Here is a 13331-nt window from a genome sequence, read left to right as displayed (position 1 = left end):
CGCACCCTCCGTTACAAACGACTTTGTTTTGAAATTTTAGGTAGTCTACAAACTCAAACCCTGTGCATTTATGGGGCACAGGGTTTTTAATGAAGAAGGGTAAAGCGGACATCTTTATTAATTGGCCTGTTCTTTCTCTTCTTGATTGGTCACTTTACCCGGCCAAAAAGCACGGCGGCCAAGGAGGGAGGTGATTGCAGGAACAAGGAACGGGCGCACAATGAATGTGTCCATTAACACACCAAGGGCGGTAATGAGCCCGAATTGGACCAATACTTGAATCGGAAGTGTGGCTAGAACGGAAAAAGTGGCTGCCAAGATTATTCCGGCGGAGGTGATGACACCGCTAGTTTCGGCAACGCCCTTTCTGATGGCCTGCTTGATTGGCATCGTTTCTTTCTTACGCCAAATGCTTGAAACCATGAAAATATTATAATCTTCTCCAAGTGCGACCAGGAATACGAAAGAATAAAGTGGAATTGTCCCCTCTATCGCATCGACACCAATGAAATAGTGCAGGATAATCCAACCTAACCCCATAGCTGCAAAGAATGAGAGAATGACTGTCCCCATTAAATACACCATGGCTGTCACAGATCGCAAGTAGGCTAACAGGAGCAGGGAAATCAGGACGATGATGATCGGGATGATCATAAATTCATCGGATTTGACGGTATCCCTCTTATCGAATTGAGTCGCAGTCTGCCCGCCAACCCAAACCTTTTCATCTACGGAAGATATATTGGCGGCTTTCAATTCTTTCTCCGCCATTGTGCGGATTTCCGGAATGGAATCTATGGCCTCGATATCATATGGGTTGATGTTGAATGTGACCTCATAGGATTGCAGATCTTTATTCGATTTACTTGAGACTGGATCGGCAACAGTTTCCACAATATCCATCCCTTTTAATGCCGGTGCTAAATCAATATCTTCACCATCCGTATCGACAACCACTGTCGCCGGTGCCAGTTCGCCTGGTGAATACGAGTCGGAAATGACAGAATAGCCTTCACGGGAGTTCATATCTTCAGGGAAGGAAGAGAGAATATCATATGAATATTTTATTTGTGAAGAATATCCAGCTAAAACACTGAAGATGATCAGGCATGTAAGAATGACGGTCCATGGCTTGGTTGTGACGATATGGCCAATCCAGTTACCGATGCGGCCTTCTTTATGCTTTTTGACGGCTTTTCCCTTTTTCTTGGCCCGTGCTTCTGCCATTTCAGGTGTACGCGGGACGATTGGGAAGAAGGAAGCCCTTCCGAATACAGAAAGCAATGCAGGTACAAGTGTTAAAGCTGCCAGCATCATGATTAAAATCGACAAGCTGAATGGTACAGCGAAACGGTGGTAGGCTCCGTATTTGGCTACAAGCAATGTTAGCAGGGAGATGACGATCGTTAGGCCGCTCATCGCAATGGCGCCTGATGAATCTTTAAATGCTGCGATCATGGCTTCCCGTTTGCTTGCATGATTCCTTAATTCACTTCTGTAGTGAGAAATTAAAAATAGGCAATAGTCCGTTCCGGCACCGAATAATAATACGGTCATGATTGAAATGGCCTGTGAATCGACTGTAATCCAACCATGATCTGCCATGAAGCCAAGGATCGGGCTTGTGACAATATAGGCGAAGCCTACTCCGATTAAAGGAATTATGGCTAAAAGCGGGGAGCGGTAAATAAGTAATAATACGACAAGTACAAGTATTACTGTCGCTAAAAGCAATTTGAAATCAGCACCTGAAAATAAACCCGTTGCATCGACTGATATCCCTACAGGGCCTGTCACTCGAAGGGATAATTCATCTGAATCGGTCGGGACCTTGAATGGGTCCGTTCCAATGCGCTCCGTTACTGCTTCATTAATGCTTTCAAGATTTTTTTCGAGAATTTCAGTCTCGGTCTTTTCTTTAAAGAAAAGCGGCTGTACGAAAGTCGTTTCATCTTCTGAAACCGATCCTTTAAGAGCAGGCAACGGAATTTCATGAAGCGGCGGTAAGAAAGATTGCTGTGTTAATGGATTATCTGTCAGTTCCTTGGAAAGATACTGGATTTCAGCCAAGTCGGCCTGTGTCAGTCCACCTTCCCGATGCCATGTAAGCAGGGCAGGTATTCCAGAGGAATTTGGAAACTCTTCTTTAATAAGTTTATCAGCCACGACAGAAGGCGAGTCTTCAGGCAAGTCTGAGGCATTATTTGCTGTTCGATCATTAACGGCAGGCAATGTGAAGGTTAATGCGATTGCTGCAATTATCCATGCGGCAATGACAATCCAACGACTGGTTTTTCCTGACATCACCCTGCCAAGTCTTCCTATTATTGATTCGTCCAATGAAGGCACCCCGCTTTTTAAATTTTTTATCCTCATTTCATTATAGTGGTGTGATGTTGACTTATACAAAAATGGGTATGCTCACTCCAACTACTAAACTCTTTAAGTTGTTAATGGCATGAAAATAGGCTCATCGATATATAGGGGAAAAGTACTTATTTACCTAATTTCAATTAAATTTTGAAGATCGGAGAGTTAAATATAGGAAATAGGGGAAAGTATAGTAGTATTGTGGCCTTTATTAACAAAGGAGGGATTTTTTTGTCTGATAAATCCAAAAAAACAAATGATGAAACGAATGAAACATTAACGAACAGGCAAGGGCACCCGGTAACGAATAACCAGAGTCTAAGAACTGTAGGGAACAGAGGTCCTAGTACACTTGAGAACTATGATTTCCTGGAAAAGATCAGCCACTTCGATAGGGAGCGCATCCCTGAACGGGTTGTGCATGCCCGCGGTGCAGGTGCGCATGGTTATTTCGTTCCGACAGGTAAAGCGGGGGACGAGCCGATTTCAAAATATACGAGAGCGAAGGTTTTTCAGGAAGAAGGTAAAAAAACCCCGGTATTCGTGAGATTTTCATCTGTTATTCATGGAGGGACGTCCCCGGAAACGTTACGTGACCCAAGGGGATTTGCCGTTAAATTTTATACGGAAGATGGAAACTGGGATCTTGTAGGCAATAACCTGAAAATTTTCTTTATCCGTGATGCTATGAAATTCCCGGATTTGATTCATGCATTCAAACCGGATCCGGTCACGAATATTCAGGACGGCAGGAGGATTTTCGATTTTTGCTCGAGTTCGCCTGAAACATTCCATATGGTTACCTTTGTGTTTTCCCCTTGGGGCATCCCAGCTAACTACCGCATGATGCAAGGATCAGGGGTCAATACTTATAAATGGGTGAATGAGGAAGGGAAAGCGGTGCTCGTCAAGTATCATTGGGAACCGAAACAAGGGATCAAGAACCTGACGCAGCAAGAGGCCAATGAAATTCAAGCTACGAATTTCAATCATGCCACACAGGATCTATATGAAGCGATCGAACGCGGGGACTATCCGGAATGGGATCTCAACGTACAGATCATGAGTGATGATGATCATCCTGAGTTGGATTTCGATCCGCTGGATGATACGAAGATCTGGCCGAAAGATGAGTTCCCATGGCTGCATGTCGGTACGATGGTATTGAATAAAAACCCTGAAGATTATTTCACTGAAGTCGAACAGGCTGCATTCGGTACCGGTGTCCTAGTGGATGGACTGGATTTTTCTGATGACAAGATGTTACAGGGACGTACATTCTCTTATTCCGATACACAGCGTCACCGTGTTGGCGCGAATTATTTGCAACTGCCGATCAATGCTCCAAAGAAACGAACGGCCACGAATCAGACTGGCGGACAGATGCAATATGAAGTTGGCAGAGGCAGCCAAAGCCCCCACATCAACTACGAACCATCCACTGTCGGCGGCTTGAAGGAAGCCAATCAAACGGGCAAAGAGTATACACCTATGGTGGAAGGGAAACTTGTCCGTGAGACAATCGATCGCCAAAACAATACGAAACAGGCTGGGGAAACGTTCCGGGAATTCGAGGATTGGGAAAAAGACGATTTAATTTCCAATTTAGTGGCGGCATTGGCTCCTGCCGACAAGCGCATTCAGGAAAAAATGATAGCACTTGCCGAAGAGGCCGATGAAGAGTATGGCCGCAGGTTGAAAGAGGGACTGGCCGCGGCATCTGAACATACGGAATCTTCAAAACCACTGGGTGGGACGGATAACCCTGAGGACGCCGTTAGAAAAGGACATGGAGCGGATCCATATTGATTGAACTGAAAAGAAGCAAACTTCCTTATAAAGGGGTTTGCCTCTTTTTTTTATGGGCATAATTAATGGATGTGTGGATGCTCTTCCAAGGATGCCTTTTAAAATCAAGCAGGAAATTGATTGGCAAAAAACTTCATAATCATTTAAACTGAAACTACTCTATTTTTCTCTTATAAAGGAGATGAAAAAATGATTAAAATTCTTTCTGCCCTTTTCCTTCCTTGTCTACTTGTCATGCTATTTTCAAGAGTCACCTATAACAATGTCGTAGGCCTTGTTTTAACTGTTGCCTTGATTACAGCTTCCGCATATAAAGGTTATACGCATACAAACTTATTGATCATCGTCGATGCCTTATCCCTGACAGTGGGATTTTGGTTATCAAAAAGAATGATGAAACGTACATCCAAGAGCGCCTGACATCAAAGGTGCTTTTTTTGTACTCAAACTTGTCATTCCCCTCAACACATCATGAAGTTCATTAAAACAAAAAACGAATGGATGTTCGCTTATTGCTGGTTTGTTTTAAGGCTATTGTGGTAGAATGTGTATATATGCTTTATTAAACCGGAATAAATAGAAGGGATATAGGCATGTCCCGTTTTCATATAAAAATATTTCAATAGGAGGCCATGCTTGGTGAAGGATAAGTTTGAGTTAGTCTCAAAATACTCTCCTCAAGGAGATCAGCCGGCAGCAATTGAAATGCTGGTCGAAGGGATTAAGGAAGGCAAGGAAATGCAGACGTTATTGGGGGCAACGGGTACAGGGAAAACGTTCACCGTTTCCAATGTGATCCAAAAGATCAATAAACCGACTCTTGTCATTGCCCACAATAAAACGTTGGCAGGGCAGCTTTACAGTGAGTTCAAAGAGTTCTTCCCTAATAATGCCGTCGAATACTTCGTTAGCTATTATGATTACTACCAGCCAGAGGCTTATGTTCCATCCACGGATACATTCATCGAAAAAGATGCAAGCATCAATGATGAAATCGATAAACTGCGTCACTCGGCCACATCATCTTTGTTCGAAAGGAAAGATGTCATCATCATTGCCAGTGTTTCGTGCATATATGGACTCGGTTCTCCTGAAGAGTACCGGGAGATGGTCGTTTCCCTCCGAACTGGCATGGAAATAGACCGGAATGCCTTGCTGCACAGACTCGTGGATATTCAATATGAGAGGAATGATATTGCTTTCCAAAGGGGGACCTTCCGCGTTCGCGGCGACGTCGTCGAAATTTTCCCGGCCTCTCGTGATGAACATTGTGTACGGGTCGAGTTTTTCGGGGATGAGATTGACCGTATCCGTGAAGTCGATGCCCTGACCGGTGAAATTACCGGTGAACGGGAACATATCGCCATTTTCCCGGCTTCCCACTTCGTAACCCGCGAAGAGAAAATGCGGATAGCCATTCAAAATATCGAAACGGAACTGGAAGAGAGACTGAAGGAATTAAGGGAAGATGAAAAGCTCCTTGAAGCACAGCGCTTGGAGCAGCGGACCCGCTATGATTTGGAAATGATGCGGGAAATGGGCTTTTGTTCTGGGATCGAGAACTATTCCCGTCATTTGACGCTTCGTCCCTCAGGTGCGACACCATACACTTTAATAGATTACTTTCCAGAGGATTTCCTATTGGTTGTGGATGAATCACATGTAACTCTTTCGCAAATCCGCGGAATGTTCAATGGAGACCAGGCGCGGAAGCAAGTGCTCGTCGACCATGGCTTCCGTCTGCCGTCTGCGAAAGATAACCGCCCGCTAAGATTTGAAGAATTTGAAAAAAAGGTCCATCAATCCATATTCGTTTCGGCAACTCCGGGACCATATGAACTCGAACATACACCAGAAATGGTTCAGCAAATCATCCGTCCTACCGGATTGCTGGATCCGACGGTAGAAGTGCGGCCGATTGAAGGGCAGATAGATGACCTGATCGGTGAAATACAGGAGCGCGTCAAAAAGAACGAGCGTGTGCTCATAACGACTTTGACAAAAAAGATGTCTGAAGATTTAACTGATTACTTAAAGGAAATCGGCATCAAGGTCCAATATCTTCATTCGGAAGTGAAGACCTTGGAAAGGATAGAAATCATCCGGGAACTCCGAATGGGCAAATATGATGTACTCGTTGGAATCAACCTTTTAAGGGAAGGCCTGGATATTCCGGAAGTGTCGTTAGTTACCATTTTGGATGCCGATAAGGAAGGGTTCCTTCGCTCGGAACGTTCGCTTATTCAAACGATGGGCCGTGCAGCCCGTAATGCCAACGGCCATGTCATCATGTATGCAGACCGCATCACGAATTCGATGGAAATTGCCATCAATGAAACGAGGCGGCGCCGTGAAATCCAGGAGAAGTATAATGAAAAGCATGGAATAATGCCTCAAACCATTCAAAAGGATATCCGTGATTCCATAAGGGCGACGCATGTAGCCGAAGAAGGCGAAGAGTATAAGGAAGATCTTGCACCAAGCCTTGCGAAGCTCCCTAAAAAAGAGCGTTTAAAAGTGATGGCAAGCATGGAAAAAGAAATGAAGGAAGCGGCAAAGGCACTGGACTTCGAGCGAGCTGCCGAGCTGCGTGATTTATTACTAGAGTTAAAAGCGGAAGGGTGACGAAACATGGCAATGGATAAAATTGTGATAAAAGGCGCCAGGGCCAACAATTTAAAGAATATTGATATCACGATACCGAGAGACAAACTTGTTGTGCTTACCGGATTATCCGGATCTGGAAAGTCTTCCTTGGCTTTTGATACGATTTATGCAGAAGGGCAAAGACGTTATGTGGAATCACTGTCCGCTTATGCTCGTCAATTCTTAGGCCAAGTGGATAAACCGGATGTCGATGCGATCGAAGGTTTGTCACCAGCCATTTCCATAGACCAGAAAACGACCAGTCGGAATCCTCGTTCAACTGTAGGGACTGTTACGGAGATCTATGATTATTTAAGGCTGTTATTTGCACGGGTCGGCAGGCCGACCTGTCCGATCCATAATATTGAAATCACCTCACAAACGATCGAACAAATGGTGGACCGCATTCTTGATTACCCTGAGAGAACCAAGCTTCAAGTATTGGCACCGCTCGTCTCAGGCAGAAAAGGGACACATGCGAAGGTTTTGGAGGATGTTAAGAAACAAGGTTATGTCCGCATTCGTGTGAACGGGGAAATGCATGATCTCAGTGAGGAAATCACTCTCGAAAAAAATAAGAAACATTCGATTGAAGTCATCATTGACCGGATCGTCATTAAAGAGGGGATCATGGCCAGGCTTGCAGATTCATTGGAAAGTGCTTTACAGCTTGGCGAAGGCAAAGTCATCATTGACGTAATGGGTGAGGAAGAGCTGCTTTTCAGTGAACATCATGCTTGTCCATACTGCGGATTTTCGATTGAAGAGTTAGAGCCGAGGATGTTTTCCTTCAATAGCCCGTTCGGGGCCTGTCCGGATTGTGATGGCTTGGGGGCGAGGCTTGAGGTGGACCGTGATCTCGTCATCCCGAATAACGAATTAAGCCTCCGTCAACATGCGATTGCGCCATGGGAGCCGACGAGTTCTCAATATTATCCTCAGCTCCTTGAAGCGGTAGCCAACCATTATGGAATAGATATGGATGTGCCCGTTAAAGATTTACCGGAAGAGAAGATGGATAAGGTCTTGCTTGGTTCAGGTAAAGATAAGATATATTTCCGTTATAAAAATGATTTTGGAAGAGTGCAAGAAGGATATATTCCATTTGAAGGAGTTTTAAGAAACATCGAAAGGCGCTTCAAGGAGACGAGTTCAGACTATATTCGTGAGCAAATGCAGAAATACATGTCAGAACATCACTGTCCAACCTGTAAGGGTCACCGTTTGAAGAAAGAGAGTCTTTCCGTGCTCATTCAAGGGGTCCATATAAGTGAAACGACAGCTTTATCAGTGGAAGATGCGTTAGTATTTTTCGATGAGCTTGATTTGACTGAAAAGGAAGCGGCAATTGCGAGATTGATTTTACGTGAAATTCGTGAGCGGCTCGGTTTCCTGGCTAATGTAGGTTTGGAATATTTGACGTTGAGCAGGGCAGCGGGAACATTATCGGGCGGTGAAGCGCAGCGTATAAGATTGGCGACGCAGATCGGTTCCCGTTTAACGGGAGTCCTCTATATTTTGGATGAACCTTCAATAGGGCTGCATCAGAGGGATAACGACCGTTTGATCGAAACATTGAAGAATATGCGCGAAATCGGGAATACCCTGATTGTTGTCGAGCATGATGAAGATACGATGATTGCTGCGGATTATTTGATTGATGTTGGTCCAGGAGCCGGAGCGCATGGAGGGGAAATAGTGGCCGCCGGTACTCCGGAAGAGGTCATGAATGATCCTAAATCCTTAACGGGTCAATATTTGGCAGGGAAGAAATTCATTCCATTGCCATTGGAACGCCGGAAAAATGATGGCCGTGTCATTGAGATAAAAGGTGCTAAGGAAAATAATCTGAAAAACGTTAATGTGAAATTCCCACTTGGGGTCTTTACAGCCGTTACAGGAGTATCTGGATCAGGGAAAAGTACATTAGTGAATGAAATCCTCCATAAATCTTTGGCTCAAAAGCTGAATCGGGCAAAAGCCAGACCAGGTGATTTCCGCGAGATTAAGGGAGTTGAGCATTTAGATAAAGTCATTGATATTGACCAATCACCAATTGGCAGGACCCCACGATCGAATCCAGCAACCTATACGGGTGTATTCGATGATGTTCGTGACGTATTTGCCTCGACTAATGAAGCGAAGATACGCGGTTATAAAAAAGGCAGGTTCAGTTTCAATGTGAAGGGCGGCCGCTGTGAAGCATGCCGTGGTGATGGCATTATCAAGATTGAAATGCATTTTCTCCCAGATGTATATGTCCCATGTGAAATCTGTCATGGTAAGCGTTATAACCGGGAAACACTTGAAGTGAAATATAAAGGGAAAAATATATCCGACATCCTCGATATGACAGTCGAGGAAGGTGTTAGTTTCTTTGAGAATATCCCAAAAATCAAACGGAAGCTACAAACGATTTATGACGTTGGTTTGGGTTACATCAAGCTTGGACAGCCTGCCACCACTTTATCAGGCGGTGAAGCGCAAAGGGTGAAACTCGCTTCCGAATTGCATCGCCGTTCCACTGGGCGCTCATTTTATATCTTGGATGAACCGACTACCGGACTTCATGTCCACGATATAGCAAGGCTGCTCCAGGTGCTTCAGCGGCTGGTTGACAATGGGGATACAGTTTTGGTGATCGAACATAATCTGGATGTCATCAAGACGGCGGACCATATTATTGACCTGGGACCGGAAGGCGGAGATAAGGGCGGTACGATCGTCACTTATGGAACACCTGAAAAAATAAGTGAAGTTTCCGAATCGTATACGGGAAAATACTTAAAACCTGTACTTACCCGTGATCAAATTCGTATGGAAAATTGGATTGAAGAAAAAGAAACAGAGCATGAACATGCTTAAAAGAACAAGCCATCAGGCTTGTTTTTTTGTAGAAAAATGACGGTGTGCATTTAATCAAACATTTGATTAAAGAATGGGAAAACAAGATATTTCCGGGGAAATCAAACATCTTCCTTTTCGGAAATTGTCATTTACGTTTGTCGAATGATGGGAAAAACGGTATTTATGAAACTTTTTAGATATCTAGGCGTATGTATGAATAAAATGATAGAAGAAAGCGAGGAATGTTCATGCAGGAGGAAAGAAAGAAAATTTTAGAAATGATTCAGGATGGAAAGTTATCAGCGGAAGAAGCCATGGGCCTATTGGAAGAATTAGATAAAGCCAGTCAGGAAAGTGAAGCTAAAGAGCAGAAATTGCAAAATGAATTATCGACGGTAGTCGTGGATAAGAAAAGCGAAGGAAGCAATCAGGATACGTTTAAGAAGAATATCCAGTCATCGAAAGAAAAGATTATGGATTTCGTTGAAAGTGCTTTTAAGAAAATCAAAGAAACGGATCTTGATTTCAATTTCGGGAAATCTGTGGAGGTCAGTCATATTTTCCAGCATGATCAAGATTTCCTGAATGTTGTTGATGTAGATATAGCAAATGGGAAAATGAAAATCGCCGCATGGGACCATGATGATGTCCGGGTGGAATGCCAAGCTAAGGTATACCGTGTGGAAGATATAGAAGAAGCCAGGAAAAACTTTTTGGAAGAAGTCGATTTCACGATTGAAAATGGAAAATTGAAGTTCGAGGTTCGTGAAAAATCGATAAAGGTTGATACGACCATGTACATTCCAAGAAAGGAATATGAGGACATTCATGTAAGGATGTTCAATGGAGCAATCACGGCTGAATCATTGAAATCAGAGAACTTTAAAGCGAAAACGGCGAATGGTGCCATTCATATCATGCAGGGTACGGGTGATTTCTGTGAGCTTGAAACTGGTAACGGGATGATCACCATTTCAGATACCAATTTTAATGACTTGGAAGCCGAGACCTTGAATGGAGCGATTAATGCCGATGGGTACTTCAAGAAATTGGATGTTCAAACGTTCAATGGTGAAGTCATCTGTACGAATTCAGGAATGGATTGCGATTCGATCCATGCTAAGTCAGTCACTGGAAAAGTCCAGCTGACCCTGCCTCCAGGCAAGGCGATCGAAGGAGAGTTGAAATCGAATTTAGGAAGCTTTAATGTAACTTTGGAAGGGATGACGATCATCGAAGAGAAAAGTGATGTGGTTCAGAAGGTCCTTAAGTTCAAGACGGTTAAAGAAGAGGTTCCTGTGCTTCATGTTTTTGCAGAAACGAAGACTGCAGCAATAACGGTTTCCTGAAGAAAGGAAAGATCGTTGATATCACTGACGGAGCAAACTGCAGGCAAACTCTCTGAAAACGAGTTTGCCTGCAGTTTTTTTATGAATTGTTCAAAATTTAATAATAAGGTTGATTGGAGAGAAAGGTACGAGACTCCTGCGGGAAAAGCGCGTCTAGCGGAGACCCCGCAGGCGCAAGCCGAGGAGGCTCCACGACCGCCTCTGGATAAGCGAGTGACTGGAGCGGAATCAACATGCAACTTTAGCGAAACCACACCTAAGGGGGTGCTTGGAGTTGGTTCGGGAATATCATTTGATGAAAGATACGTTTTCCTATCCCTTTTGTCTCCAAAGTGAGCCGGCCAATATAAAATGGCGGGCTTTCTTTTATTTATGTTCATCCTCATCTCTTTCCTGTTCACGTGGCCAATCCGTGCGGAGTGAATAAAAAAACGATAAATCGATAATGCATTGTTTGGTTATTAACAGAAAAATGCTAAAATAGAAAAAGTATCTCAAAAAATAGCATCGCTCCAAAAGGAGGAAAGATATATGGCAAAAGTCCGTACAAAGGATATAGTAGAAGCGTTCGGTCTAGAACTTATCAGTGGGGAAGAAGGAATTAACCGACCGATCGTCACGAGTGATTTATCTCGTCCCGGACTTGAAATAGCCGGTTTTTTTGATTATTATCCCGCAGATCGAGTACAGCTGTTAGGTATGACGGAGATGTCCTTTTTTAATCGGTTGAATGAACCGGATCGAATACAGAGGATGGAAGAGTTGTGCCGGGACTTTACTCCAGGCATCATCATTACGCGTGGTCAGGAAGTGCCGATAGAATTGATCGAAGCTTCTGAGCGGGAATCTGTTCCTGTGATGAGATCCAATATGAAGACGACAAGGTTATACAGCCGTCTGACCAATTTCCTTGAAAGCAGGTTGGCACCAACCACTGCCGTTCATGGTGTATTGGTGGATATCTATGGTTTAGGTGTGTTGATCACCGGTAAAAGCGGAGTCGGTAAAAGTGAGACAGCCCTGGAATTAGTGAAACGGGGTCATCGTCTCGTAGCCGATGACTGTGTCGAAATCAGGCAGGAAGATCAAGATACGCTAGTCGGGAATGCCCCGGATTTAATTGAACATCTTCTTGAAATTAGGGGATTGGGAATCATAAATGTAATGACACTTTTTGGAGCTGGTGCAGTCCGCAGCAATAAAAAGATCTCAATCGTCATCAATCTGGAACTATGGGAAAAAAATAAGCAGTATGACCGGGTTGGCCTTGATGAAGAGAAAATGAAAATCATCGATACGGAAGTGACGAAAATTACCGTACCTGTCCGTCCAGGGCGAAATTTAGCTGTTATCATTGAAGTGGCAGCCATGAATTACCGCCTGAAACGAATGGGAGTAAATGCTGCAGAACAGTTTTCAGATCGCTTGAACCATGCCATTGCAGATCCGGAACATGATGAACTTTAAAAGGTTATAGGAAAAGAGGGGACAAAATGGAACAAGGAATACAGCCGCTGAATCCGATAGCGATTGATCTAGGGCCCATCCAGGTACATTGGTATGGGCTAATCATCGGTTTCGGTGTGTTATTGGGACTTATTATCGCATTAAGGGAGTCTGAGCGAAGAGGTCTTGATAAGGAAATATTTACTGATTTGATTTTATTTGCTGTCCCGATCGCGATCATTAGTGCCCGTATTTATTATGTGATCTTCCAATGGGAGTACTATTCACAAAACCCGGGGGATATCATAAAAATATGGAATGGCGGAATTGCCATACATGGTGCGTTGATCGGATCGGTGCTGACTGCAATCGTTTTTGCAAAGGTCAAGAAGGTCTCATTTTGGAAGCTGGTGGATATTGCTGCACCGAGCTTATTGTTGGGGCAGGCGATTGGCCGTTGGGGTAATTTCATGAATCAGGAAGCGCATGGGGGAGAAGTAACAAGGTCATTCCTTGAAAATATGCATTTGCCTGAATTCATCATAAATCAAATGTACATAAACGGTACGTATTATCACCCGACCTTCTTGTATGAATCGATTTGGAATATCCTCGGAGTCATAATTCTCTTAAGTTTACGGAAAGTGAACTTGCGCAGGGGAGAACTGTTTTTAACCTATGTAATATGGTATTCCATCGGACGTTATTTCATCGAAGGATTGCGGACGGACAGTTTGATGCTGACGGAGTCACTGCGTATCGCACAAGTGATTTCGATAGTGTTGGTAGTTGTAGCCATTGCTTTAGTGGTCTATAGAAGGGTCCGCGGGCATGCAGACAAAAGATATTTAGATGCATAGGTAA

The 13331-nt window shown here is 43.9% G+C and carries 8 protein-coding genes; 7 read left to right on the top strand and 1 reads right to left on the bottom strand.

Annotation, left to right across the window (positions count from 1 at the left end; genetic code table 11):
* Positions 1–117: 117 nt before the first annotated feature.
* A complete protein-coding gene (locus NYE65_RS11195) occupies positions 118–2340 on the bottom strand; it encodes an MMPL family transporter (RefSeq protein WP_445670413.1) in 2223 nt (740 codons plus the stop codon).
* A 255-nt stretch (positions 2341–2595) separates the two neighbouring features.
* Between NYE65_RS11195 and NYE65_RS11190 the strand changes: the two genes are divergently transcribed.
* From NYE65_RS11190 to lgt, 7 genes are all read left to right on the top strand, one after another.
* Entirely contained in the window at positions 2596–4179 is a 1584-nt protein-coding gene (locus NYE65_RS11190; RefSeq protein WP_328175840.1) for a catalase, read from the top strand.
* Positions 4180–4368: 189 nt separating this feature from the next.
* Entirely contained in the window at positions 4369–4599 is a 231-nt protein-coding gene (locus NYE65_RS11185) for a CsbA family protein (protein WP_034309928.1), read from the top strand.
* Between the two features lie 219 nt (positions 4600–4818).
* Positions 4819–6804, top strand: coding sequence for an excinuclease ABC subunit UvrB (uvrB, locus tag NYE65_RS11180; RefSeq protein WP_328175704.1), 1986 nt, complete (start codon positions 4819–4821; stop codon positions 6802–6804).
* Positions 6805–6810: 6 nt separating this feature from the next.
* The gene (gene uvrA, locus NYE65_RS11175; protein ID WP_340860944.1) at positions 6811–9690 is read left to right on the top strand and encodes an excinuclease ABC subunit UvrA; all 2880 of its coding nucleotides are present in this window, start codon (positions 6811–6813) and stop codon (positions 9688–9690) included.
* 230 nt (positions 9691–9920) lie between these two features.
* Positions 9921–11021 (top strand): DUF4097 family beta strand repeat-containing protein, encoded by a 1101-nt coding sequence (locus NYE65_RS11170; protein WP_328177717.1) that lies wholly within the window; start codon positions 9921–9923, stop codon positions 11019–11021.
* Between the two features lie 531 nt (positions 11022–11552).
* On the top strand, positions 11553–12488 hold the full coding sequence (gene hprK, locus NYE65_RS11165) for an HPr(Ser) kinase/phosphatase (RefSeq protein WP_340860943.1): 936 nt from the start codon (positions 11553–11555) through the stop codon (positions 12486–12488).
* 26 nt (positions 12489–12514) lie between these two features.
* Entirely contained in the window at positions 12515–13327 is an 813-nt protein-coding gene (gene lgt / locus NYE65_RS11160) for a prolipoprotein diacylglyceryl transferase (protein ID WP_057278121.1), read from the top strand.
* Positions 13328–13331: the final 4 nt, after the last annotated feature.

The sequence above is a fragment of the Peribacillus sp. FSL R5-0717 genome, assembly GCF_038002945.1.
Taxonomy (GTDB): domain Bacteria; phylum Bacillota; class Bacilli; order Bacillales; family DSM-1321; genus Peribacillus; species Peribacillus frigoritolerans.
Note: the sequence above shows the minus strand (reverse complement) of the source record. Positions and strands in the feature narration are given on the sequence as shown.